At 64.9% G+C, this 19729-nt stretch carries 15 protein-coding genes; 6 read left to right on the top strand and 9 right to left on the bottom strand.

All coding sequences use genetic code 11. The features are described 5' to 3' along the window. Entirely contained in the window at window positions 1–828 is an 828-nt protein-coding gene (locus ACVI1L_RS37650; RefSeq protein WP_456785149.1) for a YkgJ family cysteine cluster protein, read from the bottom strand. Window positions 829–1520: 692 nt separating this feature from the next. Here ACVI1L_RS37650 and ACVI1L_RS37645 point away from each other — a divergent pair. Continuing rightward, entirely contained in the window at window positions 1521–2393 is an 873-nt protein-coding gene (locus tag ACVI1L_RS37645) for a DMT family transporter (RefSeq protein WP_050385698.1), read from the top strand. On the opposite strand, the gene ACVI1L_RS37640 is transcribed toward ACVI1L_RS37645, so the two are convergent. Together ACVI1L_RS37640 and ACVI1L_RS37635 are read right to left on the bottom strand one after the other, a co-directional pair. Next, window positions 2390–3853, bottom strand: coding sequence for a cryptochrome/photolyase family protein (locus ACVI1L_RS37640; protein ID WP_229191873.1), 1464 nt, complete (start codon window positions 3851–3853; stop codon window positions 2390–2392). The two genes, ACVI1L_RS37645 and ACVI1L_RS37640, sit on opposite strands and share 4 nt — an antisense overlap. 21 nt (window positions 3854–3874) lie before the next feature. Continuing rightward, complete coding sequence (locus tag ACVI1L_RS37635) at window positions 3875–4534, bottom strand: peroxiredoxin (protein ID WP_028337644.1); 660 nt, start codon at window positions 4532–4534, stop codon at window positions 3875–3877. Between the two features lie 388 nt (window positions 4535–4922). Here ACVI1L_RS37635 and ACVI1L_RS37630 point away from each other — a divergent pair, with 388 nt between their 5' ends. Continuing rightward, the gene (locus ACVI1L_RS37630) at window positions 4923–5504 is read left to right on the top strand and encodes a hypothetical protein (RefSeq protein WP_057017042.1); all 582 of its coding nucleotides are present in this window, start codon (window positions 4923–4925) and stop codon (window positions 5502–5504) included. A gap of 43 nt (window positions 5505–5547) precedes the next feature. Here ACVI1L_RS37630 and ACVI1L_RS37625 read toward each other — a convergent pair whose 3' ends face one another. The 5 genes from ACVI1L_RS37625 to ACVI1L_RS37605 all read right to left on the bottom strand — a co-directional run bounded on the left by ACVI1L_RS37625 (window position 5548) and on the right by ACVI1L_RS37605 (window position 12750). Beyond that, a complete protein-coding gene (locus ACVI1L_RS37625) occupies window positions 5548–7389 on the bottom strand; it encodes an alkaline phosphatase family protein (RefSeq protein WP_456785148.1) in 1842 nt (613 codons plus the stop codon). Window positions 7390–7528: 139 nt separating this feature from the next. Beyond that, window positions 7529–10753 (bottom strand): efflux RND transporter permease subunit, encoded by a 3225-nt coding sequence (locus ACVI1L_RS37620; RefSeq protein WP_456785147.1) that lies wholly within the window; start codon window positions 10751–10753, stop codon window positions 7529–7531. Beyond that, the gene (locus ACVI1L_RS37615) at window positions 10746–11966 is read right to left on the bottom strand and encodes an efflux RND transporter periplasmic adaptor subunit (RefSeq protein WP_456785146.1); all 1221 of its coding nucleotides are present in this window, start codon (window positions 11964–11966) and stop codon (window positions 10746–10748) included. The genes ACVI1L_RS37620 and ACVI1L_RS37615 overlap by 8 nt, the downstream gene beginning before the upstream one ends. A 113-nt stretch (window positions 11967–12079) precedes the next feature. Continuing rightward, on the bottom strand, window positions 12080–12430 hold the full coding sequence (locus ACVI1L_RS37610) for a hypothetical protein (RefSeq protein WP_456785145.1): 351 nt from the start codon (window positions 12428–12430) through the stop codon (window positions 12080–12082). Window positions 12431–12522: 92 nt separating this feature from the next. Beyond that, window positions 12523–12750, bottom strand: a complete 228-nt coding sequence (locus tag ACVI1L_RS37605; RefSeq protein WP_456785144.1) for a hypothetical protein — start codon at window positions 12748–12750, stop codon at window positions 12523–12525. A gap of 99 nt (window positions 12751–12849) precedes the next feature. Between ACVI1L_RS37605 and ACVI1L_RS37600 the strand changes: the two genes are divergently transcribed. From ACVI1L_RS37600 to ACVI1L_RS37585, 4 genes are all read left to right on the top strand, one after another. Beyond that, window positions 12850–13344, top strand: a complete 495-nt coding sequence (locus tag ACVI1L_RS37600; protein ID WP_057017045.1) for an ArsI/CadI family heavy metal resistance metalloenzyme — start codon at window positions 12850–12852, stop codon at window positions 13342–13344. Between the two features lie 124 nt (window positions 13345–13468). Further along, window positions 13469–16171 (top strand): bifunctional diguanylate cyclase/phosphodiesterase, encoded by a 2703-nt coding sequence (locus tag ACVI1L_RS37595; protein WP_456785143.1) that lies wholly within the window; start codon window positions 13469–13471, stop codon window positions 16169–16171. Window positions 16172–16252: 81 nt separating this feature from the next. Beyond that, the gene (locus ACVI1L_RS37590) at window positions 16253–16702 is read left to right on the top strand and encodes a PPC domain-containing DNA-binding protein (protein WP_456785142.1); all 450 of its coding nucleotides are present in this window, start codon (window positions 16253–16255) and stop codon (window positions 16700–16702) included. 106 nt (window positions 16703–16808) lie between these two features. After that, the gene (locus ACVI1L_RS37585; RefSeq protein WP_016840471.1) at window positions 16809–17105 is read left to right on the top strand and encodes a septal ring lytic transglycosylase RlpA family protein; all 297 of its coding nucleotides are present in this window, start codon (window positions 16809–16811) and stop codon (window positions 17103–17105) included. Window positions 17106–17124: 19 nt separating this feature from the next. On the opposite strand, the gene ACVI1L_RS37580 is transcribed toward ACVI1L_RS37585, so the two are convergent. Further along, a complete protein-coding gene (locus ACVI1L_RS37580; RefSeq protein WP_076831241.1) occupies window positions 17125–19593 on the bottom strand; it encodes a PAS domain-containing hybrid sensor histidine kinase/response regulator in 2469 nt (822 codons plus the stop codon). Between the last annotated feature and the right edge of the window lie 136 nt (window positions 19594–19729).

The following is a 19729-nucleotide window of genomic DNA, read 5'->3' as shown; positions in this document are numbered from 1 at the left end:
TCACGTCGTGCGTATCACGCCCAGTTCCTTCGACCGTTGGAGAAGAGCCGGCCGGTAAGGCGGGGAGGGATCGTCGTCGTCAGGGATGGCGCAATGGCCGAACTCCTGCTGGATGCGCTGGATCTCCATGACCCGATCGTTCAACCGCTGCAGATGCTCAAGCGATGTTGCCTTCCAGTAGCGGAAGGTGTCGAGCGTAATCGGCACGAAGGCGGTGCCGAACAGCGTTGGATCGGGCACGATGGTCCGCCCGAGCAGCAGGTAGCGGTCCTGACCGACGATGACGAGGGTGGCATACGGCCGCCCTTCACTTACCCTGAGGCCCTTCAACGAAAGTTCGCACAGCTTGCTGAAATAGGGTTCCTCGCGCCAGCGGTCGGGATCATCGAGGTCGACCTGCACATTCAGCGCGTCGAGCCCGAAATGCGGCACCATGCCCGTGGTCTCGGGAAACCAATCATCATCGAGGTGGCCTTGCAGCCAGGCACAGCTGAATGAGCGGCACTGCCGGGGACGCTCGTGGTAGATCTCGCATCCGCCGCCCGCCAGGATGTGGCTGCAGACCGTATTCACCGGCTTGCTGAGATGGGTCACCTCAAGCACCTTGCAGCAGAGGGTGCATGATCCACATTGCCTGACCGTCGGAGCCACGGGAAAGCCGAGGGCCCACGAGCCCTGCCGTTCGCGGAGGAGCAGCTTCTGCTTCTCCAGCGTGCTCAGTGCACGCTCGACCTTGAGACGCGACAATCTGGTCACGCCGATAATATCTTTCGTCGTCGTCGCGCCGCTCTCGACCGCCCGAACGACGACCAACGCCACTTGATCCATTGTTTTTCTTCTTGTCCGGCTCGTGGCCGGCTCTTCTTGTGCAATGTTTTTGGCCGCCGGTATTCGGCGACGGTATATTCCAGTGCAATCCGGAACGTGCCGCGACCGACGGCTGCGAGATTCTGCCGAAGCGTATCGGTGAGGGCGGCATGTCGCATCCGATAAACGCGCATGGCATCCCTGAGGACAAATCGTCGTGATTGGCAGCGCGTGCGGCCGGCGCTTCGCGTGAGAGGACTGGCGAGGTCGGCGAGCTCGCGAGCCTCTGTCACCGCGGCAAGTCGACCCGACGGGCAACTCAGTGAAAACCTGTCAAACCACTGACCGCGCAACACAGCCAGTGTCGTCCCTGCCTAGTGCGCAATTGCGCACGGGAGCAGGGACCCATAACCACAAATGCTGATTGTTGCGCGATGCTGATACGACGAGTCCCGTTCACAACAACCGCCGCGGAGTATGGGTCCCTGCTTTCGCAGGGACGACGCCAGGAAAGAGCCGTGAGCTCTCATTCTCCTTCCTTCCGGCGTCATGCGCGGGTGATGACACCGCGTGTTGGTCATCTTGAATTGCGACTCATCCCCACTGTCGTGCCTGCTTGCGCCTGGAAGAAAGTGTGCTTGCGGAAACGGGCGCGGCACCCCACAAAATTCGCGATTGCTGGTTGCTTCATCTTCAGGCAATGACGGTCTGCAATGAACAAGAGCTTCGAGGAAACTGCCGCTCGTCTGGCGCCGGCGATCTTTGTCGTGCTGTGGAGCACCGGATTCATCGGCACCAAATACGTCATCAACAATGCGGAGCCGCTGACCTATCTGGCGATCCGGATGGCGTTCGTGGTGGTGGTGATGGCGGTCATCGCCGCGATCGCGCGGCCGAACTGGCCGGACCGGACTGGTATTTTCCACAGCGCGGTCGCCGGCATCCTGGTGCACGGCTTCTACCTCGGCGGCACCGCGATTGCGATCGCGCATTCGGTTCCGGCGGGGCTCTCGGCCTTGATCCCGGGCCTGCAGCCGATCCTGACCTCGACCATTGCCAACCGCTGGCTGGGCGAGCGCGTCACGCCGCTGCAATGGGGCGGGCTGGTGCTCGGCCTCGCCGGCGTCGTCTTGATCCTGCACAACCGGCCGATGACGGGCGAGGCGGGGTGGGGCTGGCTCGCCTCCGGCGTCTCGCTGATCAGCATCACCTTGGGCACGCTCTATCAACGGCGCTATTGCAACCGGATCGACTGGCGCGCCGGCAATCTGGTGCAGTACATCGCGGTGACGATCTTCTTCGGTATCGGCGCCTTTGTGTTCGAGACCAATGTGGTGCATTGGACCGGCGAGTTCGTGCTGGCGCTGGCCTGGCTCGTGTTCGCGCTGTCGATCGGTTCGATCGGGCTGTTGTACTGGCTGATCCGTCACCATGCCGCGACCTCGGTCGCGAGCCTGTTCTATCTGGTGCCGGCGGTGACCGCGCTGATGGCCTACGTCCTGTTCGACGAGCGGCTGGATCATGTCGCCATTGCCGGCATGGCCGCCTGCGCCGCGGCGGTGCTGCTGGTCAATCGCCGCGCTTAGTCTTTGCGACGGATCTTCGCGTAAGCTGCAAGCGCGCGTTCGCGCCCCTGCTTGTGATCAACGATCGGCGGCGGGTACGTCTTGCCGAGTTCGATGCCGGCGCTCGCCAGCTCGATCGGTGTCGCTGTCCAGGGCTGATGGATCAGCTCGTTGGAGAGCTGCGCGAGCTCCGGCACCCAGCGCCTGACATAGCCGCCGTCGGGGTCGAATTTCTCGCCCTGCAGGACCGGATTGAAGACGCGGAAATAGGGCGCGGCGTCAGCGCCGCAGCCCGCGACCCATTGCCAGTTGGCGGGATTGGAGCCGGCATCGGCATCGACCAGCGTATCCCAGAACCATTGTTCGCCTGTGCGCCAGTCGATCAAGAGGTGCTTGACCAGGAACGAGGCCGCCACCATTCGCACCCGGTTGTGCATCACGCCGCTGTGCCAGAGCTCGCGCATGCCGGCATCGACGATCGGATAGCCGGTGAGTCCGCGTTGCCACGCCTCCAGGGCGAGAGCGTTGCGCCTCCACCGAAAGGCATCGAACAGCTCCTGCAAGTTCCGATCCGCCATATCGGGGACGTCGAACAGCAGATGGCGGCAGAATTCGCGCCAGCCGAGCTCGCTGAGGAACTTGTCGATGTCGCCGGCAAGGCGCGAGTCTTCCGCGGCGGCGAAGCGGGCCGCGTGAAAGACCTGCCGCGGGCTGATCTCGCCGAAGCGCAGATGCGGCGACAGGCGCGAGGTGCCGTCGCGGTCGGGCCGATCGCGGTCGTCGGCGTAACCGCTGATCCCCTCATCGAGGAATCGCTTCAGCCGCGCCTGCGCCGCGGCTTCACCCGGTGTCCAGGTCTCGCGCAGGCCGCCGGCCCAATCCGGCCGTGTCGGTTCGAGACCCCAGTCATCGAGGGCGTCGCTCGCGATGCCGCCGATGGATGTGAGTCTTTTCGGCGCCGGCAATGGCCTTGGCGGATCGCCGAGGCCTTGGACGCGCCGCCAGAACGGCGTGAACACGCGCAAGGCCCGGTTGTCCTTGTTGCGGAGCGCCTTCGGTTCGACGAGCAGATCGCCGCGGAAAATTTGCGAGTCGATGCTGTCACTTGCGAGCGCGGCTTCGACTTCTCTGGCAACGGCCTGATGCGGAGCCTGCGCGATGTCGTTCCAGAATACGGCGCGTGCGCCGATTTCGCGCGCCAACGTGGCGATCACCGACGCGGCCGGTCCGGTGCGCAGCACCAGCGATCCGCCTGCCATGGTGAGGCTCTTGCCAAGTGCGCGCAACGACTGCGCCAGCCACCAGCGCGTCGCACCCCCGAGCCGACGTACGGCCGGCGGCATCAATGCACGGCTCTCTTCGTCGCGCACATAGAGGCCGACGACCGGCGCGCCGCTTGCCGCCGCCTCATGCAACGCCGGGTGATCCGACAGCCGCAGATCGTCACGAAACCAGACGATGATCGGCTGTGCGCGGGTCACCCGGACGCAGTGAGCCTGCCGCTACTTCGGCTGCGGCACGATGCGGATATAAGGCTTCGGCGCCTTCCAGCCCTGCGGGTAGATCGTCTTGGCTTCGTCGTCGCTGACCGAGCCCGCGATGATCACGTCCTCGCCCTGCTTCCAGTCGGCAGGGGTGGCGACGCGGTGCTTGGCGGTCATCTGCAGCGAGTCGATCGAGCGCAGGATCTCCTGGAAATTCCGGCCGGTGGTCATCGGATAGACCATCACCAGCTTGATCTTCTTGTCCGGTCCGATCACGAACACGTTGCGGACGGTCTGGTTGTCGGCGGCGGTGCGGGTGAGGGGATCGCCCGAGGTCGAGGCCGGCAGCATGTCGTAGAGCTTTGACACGTTGAAATCGGTGTCGCCGATCATCGGATAGTTCGGCGCCGCGCCTTGGGTTTCCTTGATGTCGTCGGACCATTTGGCGTGGCGGTCCACCGGGTCGACCGACAAGCCCATCAGCTTGACGCCGCGCTTGTCGAACTCGGGCTTCAGGCGGGCGAGCGCACCGAGCTCGGTGGTGCAGACCGGGGTGAAGTCCTTGGGATGGGAGAACAAAAGCGCCCAGCTGTTGCCGATCCAGTCATGGAACTTGATCTTTCCTTCGGTGGTCTCGGCTTCGAAGTCGGGGGCGACGGCGCCAATCTGAAGTGCCATGATTTTACCTCATCTCTTTGAAGTTGTGACTGAATTTGTATTTGAGGCTGTCTGTTCCAGTATAGGACGGGATAAGGCTTAAGTGAACGGGTTCTGAAAAAAGGTGAAACATTTCTCCTTGAGGACGGAATTCCAAGCAACTTGTTTTGATCCGGATCCCTGCGGCGAAACATCAGCTGCGGCACAAAGGCTTGGAAATGCCCAGATAATGCCGCTTATCGCAGTCATCACGCCGGCCCTGGCTGCTATAGGACTGAACCGTGACGACGTTTAAAGCGACCAAATAGCAACCATCTAAAAATCTCGGAACGCAAGTTCCGAATCATTAACCACTCGTTTACGCCCGCATGGAAAAGCTGGCCTGAGATAGGAATTGAAAGCTCCCACAATGTCTACCCCAAGTACCAAGACCGCTGAGCCTCTCAGCGGTGCGTTGCATCCGTCCTGCCGCAAGACTGCCGCCCATGCGCTCACCATTGTGCGCGACGGCGTGATCACCGGCGAAGGCCCGACCACCAAGGGCCGCATCCATTTCTCCCGGTCTCTCGATGCCGATGACGCTGCCTGGTGCGCGCGCATCCTGACGGCGGCCGCGGTCGAGCATCAGCCGATCAGCCGGGCCGAGATCGAGGCGCTGTTCGCGATCAACGAGGCCGCCGCCGAGCGCAGCGATGGCGGCCGGTTCGACGATCTGCTCGCCAAGGCGATCGCCCACCATGCCGCCTCCGAGTCCGGCCTGCCGGTGCCGCCGCGCACGGTGGCGCTGTCGCCCGACACCGAGATCGATCGCTGGGCGCCGAGGCAGGGCGCCAAGATGGACACCAAGGTCCTGGAGTGGATCGCGGGCCAGATGCGCGGTCAGCGCCGCACCGGCCGCGCGCTGGCGGCGATGGTGGCGACGCTGGTCGGCGCGACCGCGCTGCCGCTCGCGGCGCAGCTCCCCAACGTGTTCGACATCGGGATGATGTAAGCCATCATCCCGCGTAACTGGAATTCGACGAAAACGGCGGGGATTACTTCCCCGCCGTTTTCTGTTTGCCGCCGGTTTCCTCGAGTCCGAGCGTCCGCCCCGGAAACCCGGCGACGTCGAAATAGCGGGTCGAGAGCACTCGCTGGAATTTCAACACGGTGCGCAGGCCGTTGGCCGACGGCTTCTTCGACATGATGGTGCCCTCGACCATCTTCGGCACGATGCCGTTCGGCAGCGCCTCCGACATCACTCGGCCGATCAGCCCGCCATTGTTCGGCGCGCGCAGGCCGAGCAGCTGGGCGGCGGTCATGCCGACATCGGCGTTGCTGACCGGTAGCGGATCGACATAGCCCGCCTTGAAGTCGGGGCCGATCGCCGCAGTGAAGTTGAAGGTGTCGCCGCGGCTGAAGCTGCCATGCATGCCCTGGCCCTGGCGCAGCACGGTGTCGGCGACCTGCACCGAGCAGTTGGTCGGGATCTCGCAACCGCTCGACCAGGAGCGGAAATTGACCACGATCGACGGGTTCGGTGTCACCGCCTTGCCCTTCAGATTGAGGTTCGACATCGGCAGCGTGCCGGGGAAGGTGCCGAGCTTGTCGTCGACAAACAGGCCGCTGACATAGTCCTGCTCGAGCAGCGCCTTGATGACGCGGTCGGCGAGCTTCTTGTCGCGGTTCGGCAGATAGATCAGGTCCGAGCCGCCATTGGTCGCGATCACGACATCGGGCTTGGCCGGGTCCTGGCCGAGCACGCCGTTGCCGGCCTTCGTGTGGGCGTTGTCGGCGACCTTGGCGTTCTTGTCGTTGGGGTCGAACAGCGGCAGGTCCAGCGCCTTGGCGAGGTCGATCGCCACAAAGCCCATCGGCAGGAAATCCTGCGGCGTGTCGCTATAGGCGATCTTGGCCGAGGGGCTGGTCTTGCTCTCCTTCGAGATCGTCGAGAAGCCGTGGTCGGAGGAGACCATGATGTTGGTGTCGGCGGAAAGCCCGAGCTCGTCGAGCGCCTTGCGCAGCTGGGCGAGGTTGTTGTCGGCATTCCTGATGCCGGCCATCGAGGTCGGGCCGTTGATGCCGGGGGTGATGCTGTTGAGGCTGTCGCCGGTGTTGTGCTGGCTGCCGTCCGGATCGCGCGACCAGAACACCAGCACGAACGGCTTGTTGCGCGCCTTGAACATCGGCAGCACGACCTTGGTCGCGACGTCGGCCATGTAGGCCTGCTGCGCGACGTTGGCGACCGTCGTGCCGGGTGTCTTGGCGTCGCCCGCCTTGGCATTGTCGCCGCGGCTCGGCGTGGCGAGCGGCAGGCCCGCTTTGGTCAGCGCGTCCTTCATCTCGTCGGAGAGCGGCACGCCGGTCTTGCCGCCGGTGGAATCGTCGACCACGATCGTGTTCTTGCCGCGATCGGTGTGGTCGAACAGCAGGGTCGGGCCGACCTTGCCGATGGCGGCGGTGCTGAAACCCTGGCCGCGGGCCATCTTTAGCAGCGTCTCCTCGTTGAGGTAGTCGCCGTTGAAGTGATCGTCGACATCGGCGAGCACCGCGTCGTTCTCGATGAAGGGGACCACGGTGTCGCCCGCCGGCGCCGAGGTGTAGCCGGTATAGATCGTGTTGGAGAAGGTGCCGGTGTCGCCGAGATAATGGCCGGTCGACAGCGCCGAGCTGTTCGCCATCGTGAAGGTCGGGAACAGCGAGTGCGAATTCTTGAAGTTGACGCCCTTGTCGCGGATTTCCGCCATCGCAGGCGCCGTCTGCGGCGTCACGATGCCGCCACGCAGGCCGTCCGGGACGAACAGGATGAGGTTGCGGGGCTTGGCGTTCTGCGCCGAGGCGGCGCCCGCCGAAAGCGCGATCATGCTCGCGGACAGTAAGGTAATGGCACGACGCATATTGCTGTTCCCCCTGATGAAGCCCCGCGGCAGCCCGCCGCAGCCTTCGTTTAGTTTTGCCATATGACAGAAATGTTACAGCGCTTGCTCGGCGCTGTAACGGCCGGATTTTTCCCGCAGGACGCCGGTCAACACACCGTCATTCCGCAGGCTGAATCGCGGTTCTCTCATTGCGCGCAGCGCTGCCGGCATACCCGTACCGGGCATAGAGCGCCGGCAGCACGGCGAGCGTCAGCAGGGTCGCGCTGATCAGGCCGCCGATCACGACGGTGGCGAGCGGCTTCTGCACCTCAGCACCGGTGCCGGTGGCGAACGCCATCGGCACGAAGCCGAGCGAGGCCACCAAGGCGGTCATCACCACGGGGCGGAAGCGGGTGAGGGCGCCTTGCTCGATGGCTTCCCGCATCGGCACGCCGCGCTCGCGCAACTGCCGGATGAAGCTCAGCATCACGAGCCCGTTCAGCACCGCAACGCCCGACAGCGCGATGAAGCCGACCGCCGCTGAGATCGAGAACGGCATGCCGCGCAGCCAAAGTGCGGCGATGCCGCCGGTGAGCGCCAGCGGCACCGCGCTGAACACCAGCAGGGCATCGCGGGCCGAGCCCATCGCCGCCAGCAGCAACAGGAAGATCATCGCAAAACACGCCGGCACCACGACGGCCAGGCGCTGGCGCGCCGCGGCGAGGTTCTCGGATTGGCCGCCCCAGGTCATCCAATAGCCCGGCGGCAGCTGCACCGATTGCGTGACTCTTGCCTGGGCTTCCTCGACCACCGAGCCGAGATCGCGGCCGCGAACATTGGCTGTCACCACGATGCGGCGCTTGCCGTTCTCGCGGCTGATCTGGTTCGGCCCCTCGGTGAAGGAGAACTGGGCGACGCGGTTGAGCGGCAGGCTCTGCACCGGCGAGCTCGGCGTTGCCTTCGGCAATGCGACCGGCAAATTGCTCAGCGCCTCGAGATCGGAGCGCACGCTCTCCGGCAATCGCACCACGATGTCGAAGCTGCGATCGCCTTCGTACACAACACCGGCATCCTGACCGCCGACCGCGGCACCGATCACGTCCTGCACGGCCGAAACGCTGAGGCCGCGCCGGGCGATCGCCGCCTTGTCGACCTTGATCTCGAGCACGGGCAGGCCGCCGGCCTGTTCGACCTTGACGTCGGTCGCGCCGCGCACGCTGCGCAGCGCCGAGGCAATCTGGTTGGCAGCTTTCTGCATCGGCCCGAACTCGTCACCGAACACCTTGACCGCGATGTCGCCGCGAACACCGGCGAGCAGTTCGTTGAAGCGCATCTGGATCGGCTGGGTGAATTCATAGACGTTGCCGGGCAGCCGGCCGACCGCCTTCGAGATGTCCTCGATCAGTTGTTCTTTAGTCAGCGATGGGTCCGGCCACTGCTCGCGCGGTTTCAGGATGATGAAGGTGTCGGACGCGTTCGGCGGCATCGGATCGCTCGCCACCTCCGCGGTGCCGGTCTTGGAGAAGACGAACGACACCTGCGGAAAGCGGCTGACGGCCTTCTCGACCGACAGCTGCATCGCCTGCGACTGCGACAGTGCCGTGCTCGGAATCCTGAGCGCGTGCATGGCGATGTTCTTCTCGTCGAGCGAGGGGATGAACTCCTGGCCGAGGCGGAAGAACCCGAACAGGGCGGTCGCGAACAGCACGACCGCCACCGCGATGACCGGGATAGGCGTTGCAACCGCGCGCCGGAGCAGCGGGCTGTAGCAGCGCTTCAGGGCGGCAACGAGCCGGTTTTCCTGCTCCTGCACGCGGCCGGTGATGCCGATCGCGATCAGCGCCGGAACCAATGTCAGCGACAGCACGAAGGCGGCCGCGAGCGCAAGGATCACGGTCAGCGCCATCGGCTCGAACATCTTGCCTTCGACGCCGGTGAAGGTCAGCAGTGGCACATAGACCAAGAGGATGATGGCCTGGCCGTAGAGGCTCGGCCGCACCATTTCCACCGCGGAGGCCCGCACCGTCGCCAGCCGTTCATCGCGCGTCAGCACGCGGCCGAGCGCATGCTGCTTCTCGGCGAGGTGACGCAGGCTGTTTTCGGTGATGATCACGGCGCCGTCGACGATCAGGCCGAAATCCAGCGCGCCAAGGCTCATCAGATTGGCGCTGATCCGGCCTTGCCACATGCCGATCGCGGTCATCAGCATCGCGACCGGGATCACCATCGCCGTGATCAATGCCGCGCGGAAATTGCCGAGCAGCACGAACAGCACGGCGATCACGAGCAATGCGCCTTCGCTGAGGTTGCGCGCCACGGTGCCGATCGTTGCATCGACCAGCTGGGTGCGATCCAGCACCGTCTTGACCTCGATGGCGGCCGGCAAGGACGGCATGATTGTCCGCAGTTTGGCGTCGACCGCGGCCGACACGGTGCGGCTGTTGGCGCCGATCAGCATCAGCGCGGTGCCGACCACGACCTCGCGGCCGTTCTCGCTGGCGCTGCCGGTGCGCGTCTCGCCGCCGATCGAAAGCGTGGCGAGGTCGCGGATCCGTACCGGGACGCCGCCGCGGGTGGTGACGACGACGGCGCCGAGCTCGTCGATGTTCTCGAGCCGGCCGCCGGAGCGCACGACGAAGCCTTCGCCGTTGCGCTCGATATAGCGCGCACCGCGGCTGACATTGTTGGTCTCGATCGCCTTGGCAACGTCGGCGAAGGTGAGACCGAGCGCAATCAGCTTCGCCGCATCGGGATGGACCTGATACTGCTTGAGGTATCCGCCGATCGTATCGACGCCGGCGACACCAGGCACCATCTTGATCTGCGGCTTGATGATCCAGTCCTGCACCGTGCGCAGATACGCGTCCTTCTCGACCTCGCTCTGCAGCATCTGACCGTCCGCCGTCAGGAAGCGGCCGTCGCTTTGCAGGCCCGGCGCGCCGTCGGTCTGCACCTTTTGGCCGGAGTAATGGACGGTCCACATGTAGATTTCGCCAAGGCCGGTCGAGGTCGGGCCGATCCGCGGCTCAATGCCTTGCGGCAGGCGCGCGCGGACTTCGGTCAGGCGCTCGCCGACCTGCTGGCGGGCGAAATAGATGTCGGTGGCCTCGCTGAACACTGCCGTGATCTGCGAGAAGCCGTTACGGGAGAGCGAGCGCGTGCTCTCGAGGCCGGGCGCGCCGGCCAGTGCCGTCTCGATCGGGAAGGTGATCTGCTTCTCGATTTCGGCCGGCGACAGCGCCGGGGCCACGGTGTTGATCTGGACCTGCTTGTTGGTGATGTCGGGCACCGCGTCGATCGGCAGCTTCGTCAATGCAAGGCCGCCGAGGACCATCAGGATCGCCGTCAATGTGACGACCACCCAGCGCTGCCGGATCGCAAGACCAATGATGCGCTCAATCATGGTCGTGCTCCGCCTCGTCCTTCTCGAACTCCGCCTTCAGCGTGAAGGTGTTCTGCACCGCGACGGTCTCACCGGCTGTGAGGCCGGCAACGATCTCGATATCGTCGTCGTCCTCGCGGCCGGTCCGCACCGATCTCGCCTCGAAGCCGTCGGCATCGCGCACGAACACGGTCGGCGTTCCCTTGATGGTTTGAAGCGCCTTCTTCGAGACGATCACGGTCGACGGCGCGCCTGACAGCGGGACCTCGGCGGTGACAAAGGTGCCCGGCTTCCAGCGGTGGTCCTTGTTGGGCATGGTCGCGATCACGCGCGCGTTGCGGGTCTCGCGGTCGAGCAGGGGGCTGACGAAGATCACACCGGCATTGGCTTCATCCTCGGTGCCGATGGCGCGGATTTTCACTGAAACACCTTCGCGGACCGCGCCGATGTCTTCGGGGGAGACCGCGAGGTCGACCCAGATGTCGTCGAGATTGACGATGACATAGAGCTCGCTCTCCTGGCCCTCGCGCCCGATCAATCCGCCGAGGTCGACACGCCGCTCGGATACGCGGCCGCTGATCGGCGCGCGCAAGAATTGCGTCCGCAGGCTCTCCGGCGGCTGGTTCGGCAGGTCGGCGATCTCGGCCTCCGAGAGACCAAGCGCGAACAGCTTCTGCCGGGCGCCGTCGAGCTTGATCTGGGCATCGTTCGCGGTCAGCCGCGTGCGCAGGAACTCGTTTTCCGACACGATGCGGGTCTCGACCAGCGTCTTCTGCCGCGCGTAGAGGGTCTGCTGCAAATCGTTGGTGAGCCGTGCGGCGAGGTATTCGCTCTTGGCGTCGGCCACCTCGCGGCTTTCGATCGCGGCGACGATCTCACCCTTCTCGACGACGTCGCCGAGACGCTTGCGCAGTTCTGTGACCGTCGCAAGCACGCGCACCGAGACCCGGCCGATATGATCCGCATCGGGGATCAGCGATCCCGGCGCGAGGAAATGCCGCTTCAGCATGCCGCCGCTGGCTTGCGCGAACGTGATGCCGGCCTCGCGAACCTGGTCTTCGCTCAGCTCGATATGCCCGGGGGCCTCGTGCCGGGCCTCGGTCTTTGCGTCTGTCGTCGCAGTCTCCTGCGTCGCGGCCGGGAACCTGACCGGCCAGCCGATCCATCCGGCCGCCACAACGACCAGTGCAATGCCGGCGGCCATGCCGGCGAAAAATAGAACAACCCGTTTCATATGCGCCTCTCCGCAGCGCAGGCCGATGGCCCTGCGCTGTCGCGACATCGATCTGTGCGGAAGGGTGCGCGCTGCCGAATGGCAGCAGCGCACGGCCGGTCACGTCGACCGGATCAGGCGCGGGGTGGCTTGAAGGGAGAGAGGCGTTCGGCCGAAGCCGGCAGCCCGATGCTGGTGTCGCCGTAGCTGTGCGGCGCATAGGCGATCGGGAACGCGGCCTCCTGCGGAGCCACGGAGGCGACGTGCGTCAGGCAATGGTCGCTGTGAGGCGAGGCGGGATGCGCCGGAGCCTTGCCGCCAGCGTCGTTGATCGACTGCGCGATCGAGAAGCCGGGAGCCGCGTCGGCATCGCCGTCGGAGGTCCAGCCGTGGAAGAACGACAGCGCCAGCGCAAGCGAAATCAGTCCCGCAAGCAGGCTGCGCCAGCGGCGCGATCCCGTTGCGTGAGGAGAAGACTGAATCATGGTGCGCGAAGCGTCCATGGGGCCTACTTAGCGCCGTGCCCGCGCGCATTCAAGTTCCGGTCCGCGACAGATTGGCCGCGGATACTATAACGTTACGCGCGGTCTGCGGTTCGGCGCAGCAGCCATCGGCGCGCCGCGACGACCGCCCAGATCGCTTCGACGAGGCCGAACGGCCAGGCGCCCTGCAGGAAACCGTAGGCCGAGCCGAGCGCGCAGGAGACAGCGAAGGCCAGGATGAACCAGGGGCTGCGATCTTCGGCCGCATAGCAGACGAGCATTATGGTCACGGCGAATAATCCGAACAGCGTCAGCGCATCCATTCCGCAGCAGAACTCCTGTTGTAACGCTGTTGATATCTGATCATGCTTGGGATGGAATATCCATCCAGCGCCGCCGCCCTAACCTAAAGGGACTGCACCATGAAGCGCATGCATGTTCACGTCGCCGTCAAGGACATCCCGCAATCGGTCGGCTTCTACTCGGCGCTGTTCGGGGCCGAGCCGACGGTCGTGAAATCAGACTATGCCAAATGGATGCTCGACGATCCCCGCGTCAACTTCGCGATCTCGAGCCGACGCCGCGAACCGGGCCTCGACCATCTCGGCATTCAGGTCGAGAGCGCTGAAGAGCTCGGCGAGGTGTACGGACGGCTGCGCAAGGCCGGCGGCGAGGTCATCGAGCAGGGCCAGACGGTGTGCTGTTATGCCAAGTCCGAGAAGTCGTGGATCGACGATCCCGCGGGGATCGCCTGGGAGACGTTCCACACGACCGGTGAGAGCATCGTCTATGGCGACGGCACCGGCGAGCGGACCGCGCGTGTCGCGCACGAGAAGCAGGAAGACAAACAGAGCGCGTGTTGCGCCCCACAGCCCAAGGCCGCGCCGCCCGAGGCTTCGGCTTGCGGCAGCTCGTGAGTATGGAGCGGCCGAGTGGCCGGCTCTGCGCGAGTCCACGTTGGCCTTAACCGTCCGATAACTGATTTTCCTAACCACCCCTTGGGTTGTGTTCCCGTACAAGGGCATCCACAGGGGCAGGAAAATGTCGGTTGTCTCAACGAGCAGCGTGCCGGAATACCGGCGGCTGTCGATCAAGGGTGTGTTGCGCGCCAGCAGGATGGGCGCGATCCAGTGGCTCGTCTTGAGCGCCGCGCTGCTGGTGCTCGCCATCACGCTTGGCACCGGCTATCTCGCGCTGCAGTTTCGCGAGCGCGCGCTGGAGATGTCCGAGCGCGAGCTCAACAACACTGCGCTGCTGCTGTCGCGGCATTTCGATCAGCAGCTTACAGATCTCCAGCATGTCCACGACGACATCGTGAATTACCTGCGGGCCGAGCAGGTCGAGACCGCCGATCAGTTCGAAAAGAACATGTCACTCCTGAGCGCGCACGAGATGCTGCGCACGCGGCTGGCGGCGCTGCCGCATGTCGGCGGGCTCAATCTGTTCAACGCCAAGGGATGGCTGATCAACTCATCCGAGATGTGGCCGGTGCCCGACATCAGCGTTGCGGACCGGCGCTATTTCCAGGAGTTCACTTCGGGACGGCCAACGTCTCCTGTCATCGTCGAGCCCGCAATGAGCAAGGTGACCGGCAACTGGACCACGATCTTTGCGCGCAAGATCACCGGGCGCAACGGCGAGATCATCGGCTTCGCGAGCCGCGGCGTCGAGCCAAGCCATTTCGAGGATTTCGTCGCCTCGCTGGCGCTGAGCGGCGACACCGTGATTTCGATGATCCACCGCGACGGCACCATCATCGCACGCTATCCGCAGGATGCCGGCGTGATCGGTCGCAACATCATCAATCTGCCGGTGTTTCAGAAGGTCATCAGCTTTGGCGGCAACACCTCGGGACGGTTCGTTGGCGCTTCAGGCGAGGAGAACGTCGGTGCGGTCAGATCGCTGTCGCATTTTCCAATCCTGATCCTCGCTACCACGAAAACATCGAGCGCGCTGGAGGACTGGCGCATTCAGACCAAACTGCAATTTTGCGCAGCCGTGTTGGCGGTACTGATCATCAGCTTCGCGGTCTTCCTGATCGTCCGCCAGCTGCAGCGGCAGCACGATGCGGCAAGCCGCAGGCTGTCCGAGAAGAGCCAGCACCTCGACACCGCCATCAACACCATGACGCAGGGGCTGCTGCTGTTCGACGCCTCGGCGCGGCTGGTGATCTGCAACCAGCAATATATCGACATGTTCGGCCTCTCGCCTGATGTCGCGAGGCCGGGCTGCCATCTGCGCGACCTGATCCTGCATCGCCAGGCGATCGGCTCGTTTGTCGGCGACGTCGACGAGTACTGTGCCCGCTTCACCAATCCGAGAGGCGATGAGGTTCGGGACTCCGTGATCATGACGCCTGACGGTCGCAGCATCCGCCTGATCTATAAGCGTGCGCCCGACGGCGGCTGGGCCACCACGCTCGAGGACGTCACCGACGGGCGGCGTGCGCAGGCGCGGATCGAGTATCTCGCGCATTACGACGCGCTGACCAATCTGCCAAACCGGACGCTGTTCCAGCGCCACGCGGAAGGGCTGCTGCTCGAGGCCGCCACGCGCGAGTTCGCCATCCATTACATCGATATCGACGAGTTCAAGCGGATCAACGACACGCTAGGCCATCTGATCGGCGATGAGTTTCTCCGGCGCGTCGCCGAGAAGTTGCGCCAGTCGGTCGGGTCGAACGACTTCATCGCGCGGCTCGGCGGCGACGAGTTCGCGATCGTCCAGCACGACATCACCTCGGACGACGACGTCGGCGACCTGGTCGCACGCATCTATCAGTCGCTGCGCACGCCGTTCGACTGCCTCGGCCACCATTTGTCGAGCGACGCCAGCATCGGCATTGCGATCGCCCCGCGCCACGGCTCCGATCTGTTCCGCCTGCTCAAATGTGCCGACCTTGCGATGTACGCCGCCAAGGCGGCGGGCCGCAGGACCCATCGCTTCTTCGATCCGGCGATGGAGGCGCAGGCCAATCTGCGCCGCGCGCTGGAGGCCGATTTGCGTATCGCGCTGGCCGAGGGCGGCTTCGAGCTGCACTACCAGCCGCTGGTCGACCTGCGCAGCGACGAGGTGACCGGCTGCGAGGCGTTGCTGCGCTGGCGGCATCCCGTGCGCGGCATGATCTCGCCGGCGGAGTTCATACCGGTTGCCGAGGAGACCGGGCTGATCGAGGAGATCGGGCAGTGGGTGCTGCGCACCGCCTGCACCGAGGCGGCAGCCTGGCCGGCGCATGTGCGCGTCGCGGTCAACGTCTCGCCGATCCAGTTCAAGTCGGAGACGCTGGCGCTGAAGGTTGCGAATGCGCTTGCCGACAGCGGGCTCGACCCGCGCCGGCTCGAGCTCGAGATCACCGAGGCGGTGCTGATCGCCGACGACGATGCGGCGCTGGTCACGCTCGGCCAGCTCCGCGCGCTCGGTGTCCACATCGCGCTCGACGATTTCGGCACCGGATACTCGTCGCTGCAATATCTGCAACGCTTCCCGTTCGACAAGATCAAGATCGACCGCAGCTTCGTCAAGGAAGTGACCCGCAACAGCGGCTCGGCCTCGATCATCCGCGCCGTGGTCTCGATCGCAGCCGACCGCAACATGATCACCACCGCCGAGGGCGTCGAGACCGATCAGCAGCGCGACACCGTGCAGATGCTCGGCTGCACGCAGATGCAGGGCTACCTGTTCAGCAGGCCGGTTCCTGCGCGGGACCTGCGGACGCTGCTCGCGGCCGATTGCGTCGCCGCCTGAGCGCCTGCCGATCCGGTCCCTCAGGAACAATCGTCGCCGTCTCCGATTGAGAGTGGAAGCTCTTGAGAGGCGAGGCGGTCCATGAAAAGCAAGCTCGTGTCCGATGCGCCCAGCGCGCAGGTTCGCGTGGTCGTGCTCGATAGCGGCGAGGAAGCGTTCGGCGCGCTGACGAAGTTCGCCAATGATGCGAAGGTGACGGCGGCATCGCTCACCGCGATCGGCGCGTTCGAGCGGGCAACCGTCGGCTGGTTCGATTTCGCATCCAAGAGCTATCGGAAGATCGAGATCAACGAGCAATGCGAGGTGCTGTGCGCGATCGGCGATATCGCGACCGGCGACGACGGCAAGGCCAGCCTGCATATTCACATCGTGCTCGGACTGTCGGATGGATCGACGCGCGGCGGCCATCTGCTTGCCGGCATCGTTCGGCCGACACTGGAGGTTGTGGTCACCGAAGCCCCCGCCAGGCTTCGCCGGCGGAAGCGGCCCGAGCTCGGCATTGCCCTGATCGATCCAGCCGCGACCCCCTGACGCTTTCCTCCGAAAAGTTCCTAAAAATCGACCTGCCGACGCCGAGGCGCGGAACCGAACCCCGTGGAACCGCGTTCCCTTGCGGGGCTCGACCGGCAGGCGATCAATGAAAACCGCAGCAACGTCCGCGGCCATGCTGCTGTTTGCCTCGTGCATGGCAAACGCAGAGAGTGGCCTTGCGTCCTATTATCGTGGCATCGGCAGGAGTGGCGAGATGACCTGCGCGCATCGCAAGCGGCCATTCGGCAGCATGATCACCGTCTCGTATCTGGGAAAATCGATCCGGTGCCGCGTCAACGACCGGGGCCCGTTCGTTCGTGGACGGATCATCGATGTGTCGACCACGGCGGCCCGCGCGCTCGGCATCCTTCAGCTCGGCGTCGCGCATGTCGTGATCCAGTAGAGCGCGGCCGGCGGCAGGATCAGGGCCTGGAAGCAGTCGCCCGCTGTTCGGCGATCGCCTTGCGGAGCGTCCGTGACAGCGCCTCGACCGAATAGGGTTTCTGGATCAGCTCGAAGCCGCTGTGCGCGTTCTCGGCGAGCACGTTGCTGTAGCCGCTGGTCAGCACCACCGGCAGTCCAGGAAAGCGATCGCGGATGATTCCGGCGAGCTCGACGCCGTTCATGCCCGGCATGATCACGTCGGAGAACACCAAGTCGGCGGCGAACTCGTTCTCCGAGAGGATCGAGAGCGCGGCATTGGCATTGGCCGCGCGCTTGACCGAATAGCCGAGATCCTCGAGCAGCTCGGTGGAGAACTGGCCGACATCGTCGTTGTCCTCCACCACGAGGACGCGATAGCCGCGGCCGATCGAAGCCTGCTCGGTGCCCGCGCTGGCGGCGACCTTGGCGTCCGCCGGGCGCATCGCGTGCGGCAGATAGATGGTGAAGGTCGCACCGTGCCCGGGCGTAGAGGTGACCTCGATGTCTCCATCGGATTGCTTGACGAAGCCGAAGGCCTGGCTCAATCCGAGACCCGTTCCCTTGCCGACCTCCTTGGTCGTGAAGAACGGCTCGAAGATCGCGTCGAGGTTTTCCGGCGAGATGCCGGTGCCGGTGTCCTGGATCGAGACCGTGACGAAATCGCCGCTGCGCGAGGCCTGGGCGCGCAGGGCAGGGATATTCTTGACCTTCCGGACGCCGATCGTCAGCTGGCCTTCGCCGCTCATGGCATCGCGGGCGTTGACCGCGAGATTGAGTAGCGCGGTCTCGAACTGGCCGATGTCGGCGATCGCAAAGCAGTCGGGATCCTCGATCCTGACCTCGATGTGGATCCGCGCGCCGACCAGCGGGCGGATCAGCTGCGTCACGCTGTCGACCTGCGTGCCGACATTGAACACTTCCGGATTGAGCGGTTGCCTGCGCGCAAATGCCAATAGCTGGGCGGTGAGCTTGGAGGCCCGCTCCACGGTCTCGGAGATCGCATCGATATAGCGGCGGCGCCGGTCATCCGGCAGATCGCGGCGGCGCAGGAAGTCGGTCGCGGAGCGGATGATGGTGAGCAGGTTGTTGAAATCGTGCGCGACGCCGCCGGTGAGTTGGCCGACGGCTTCCATCTTCTGCGATTGCCGCAGGGCTTCCTCGCCGCGGCGCCGTTCGGTGATATCGACGGCCTCCGGAACGGCGCCGACGATGGTGCCGTGCTGGTCCTGCAGCGGCCGCATCGCGAAATCGAAATAGCGCTCGCCGATCGGCAGGCGCAGCTGCATCTCGATCTTGACTTCCTCGCCGCGCATCACGGTCGCGAAGGCATTCTGGATCACGCGCGGCATGCCCTCGGTCGCGGCGAACCACGGCGTGTCCCAGAACGGCTTGCCGACGACGTCGGCGGCATCGGTACAGATGCCGGCCAGCGCCGTCTGGTTGGTGTAGAGCAAGCCGCCATCGCGGTTGAGCAGCATCTGGTATTGATGGCTGGTTTCCAGGATCGCGCGCGTCTGCGCTTCACGGGATTCGAGCTGCGCGGTGCGCTCCAGGATGCGCCGCTCAAGCGACTCGTTGAGCTTGCGCAGCTCGATCTCGGCTTCCTTGGCCGCCGTGATGTCGTGGGCGACGCCGATGAAGCCGATGTGCTTGCCGTTCGGGTCCCAGCGCGGCTGCGATTCCGAGCGCAGCCAGCGCCAATCGCCTGCGGCGTTCCGATAGCGGGCCTCGAGCACGAATGGCTTCAGCGAGAGCTCGCCGGTGATCTGCTCCTGCAGGATTTGCGGCAGGTCATCTGGATGCAGCGCCTTGCGCCAGTCGAACACGATCGCTTCCTCGAACGGCAGTCCAAGGAAGTCGAGATAGGCCTGGTTGGCAAAGGAGCGGGTGCGGTCGAGTTTGGTCACCCAGATCGGCACCGGCGCGCTGTCGGCGATCAGGCGGAAGCGCTCTTCGCTCTCGCGCAGGGTCTCCTGTGCCAGCATCTGATCGGTGACGTCGAGATCGGCGCCGACCAGCCGCAGCGCACGGCCGCTGCGGTCGCGCTCGATCTTGGCGACGACGCGGATCCAGCGGCTCTCGCCGTCGTTCGGGCGGATGATGCGGTATTCGGCCGTGTAGTCTTCGCCGCCGGCCTTGAGCACGCCGAACAGGTGCCGGATCGTGCGCTCGCGATCCTCGGGGTGGATGCGCGCGACCCAGTTCTCATAGGTCTCGTTGATCTCTTCGGGCGGCAGCCCATGCACCAGGAGATATTCGGGAGAGCGGCGGTTGCGCACGCCGTCGCGGAAATCGATCTCGAGTCCGCCGACCCGCGCGATGCGCTGGATCCGCGCCAGCTCCGCTTCGCGCTCCTGGAGCTCGCGATGGGCGCGATCGCGTTCGCGCGCGATCTCCTCAAGATGCTGCCGCAGCCGTTCGGCTGCCGCAGCTTCGGGAAGCACATCAGCGGGATCGGATGGGGTCATACGCGCCGGCAACCTCTCGGTGCAGTCTCACACAGGACGCGGCGGCTTTGCCAGCTTGATTTACGGCAATCGTTAGGCTGAGTCATTCCGGGGCGATGCGAAGCGTCGAACCCGGAATCTCGAGATTCCGGGTTCG

The sequence above is a fragment of the Bradyrhizobium sp. USDA 4516 genome (genome assembly GCF_054055915.1).
This window is presented reverse-complemented; position numbering and strand designations above follow the sequence as displayed.

Excerpts from the sequence above, each read along its gene's own strand:
- ACVI1L_RS37615 (WP_456785146.1), bottom strand. The coding sequence starts at position 11,966 with ATGAAACGGGTTGTTCTATTTTTCGCCGGCATGGCCGCCGGCATTGCA.
- ACVI1L_RS37645 (WP_050385698.1), top strand. The coding sequence starts at position 1,521 with ATGAACAAGAGCTTCGAGGAAACTGCCGCTCGTCTGGCGCCGGCGATC.
- ACVI1L_RS37605 (WP_456785144.1), bottom strand. The coding sequence starts at position 12,750 with ATGGATGCGCTGACGCTGTTCGGATTATTCGCCGTGACCATAATGCTC.
- ACVI1L_RS37625 (WP_456785148.1), bottom strand. The coding sequence starts at position 7,389 with ATGCGTCGTGCCATTACCTTACTGTCCGCGAGCATGATCGCGCTTTCG.
- ACVI1L_RS37635 (WP_028337644.1), bottom strand. The coding sequence starts at position 4,534 with ATGGCACTTCAGATTGGCGCCGTCGCCCCCGACTTCGAAGCCGAGACC.
- ACVI1L_RS37650 (WP_456785149.1), bottom strand. The coding sequence starts at position 828 with ATGGATCAAGTGGCGTTGGTCGTCGTTCGGGCGGTCGAGAGCGGCGCG.
- ACVI1L_RS37600 (WP_057017045.1), top strand. The coding sequence starts at position 12,850 with ATGAAGCGCATGCATGTTCACGTCGCCGTCAAGGACATCCCGCAATCG.
- ACVI1L_RS37610 (WP_456785145.1), bottom strand. The coding sequence starts at position 12,430 with ATGATTCAGTCTTCTCCTCACGCAACGGGATCGCGCCGCTGGCGCAGC.
- ACVI1L_RS37630 (WP_057017042.1), top strand. The coding sequence starts at position 4,923 with ATGTCTACCCCAAGTACCAAGACCGCTGAGCCTCTCAGCGGTGCGTTG.
- ACVI1L_RS37580 (WP_076831241.1), bottom strand. The coding sequence starts at position 19,593 with ATGACCCCATCCGATCCCGCTGATGTGCTTCCCGAAGCTGCGGCAGCC.
- ACVI1L_RS37595 (WP_456785143.1), top strand. The coding sequence starts at position 13,469 with ATGTCGGTTGTCTCAACGAGCAGCGTGCCGGAATACCGGCGGCTGTCG.
- ACVI1L_RS37585 (WP_016840471.1), top strand. The coding sequence starts at position 16,809 with ATGAAAACCGCAGCAACGTCCGCGGCCATGCTGCTGTTTGCCTCGTGC.
- ACVI1L_RS37620 (WP_456785147.1), bottom strand. The coding sequence starts at position 10,753 with ATGATTGAGCGCATCATTGGTCTTGCGATCCGGCAGCGCTGGGTGGTC.
- ACVI1L_RS37590 (WP_456785142.1), top strand. The coding sequence starts at position 16,253 with ATGAAAAGCAAGCTCGTGTCCGATGCGCCCAGCGCGCAGGTTCGCGTG.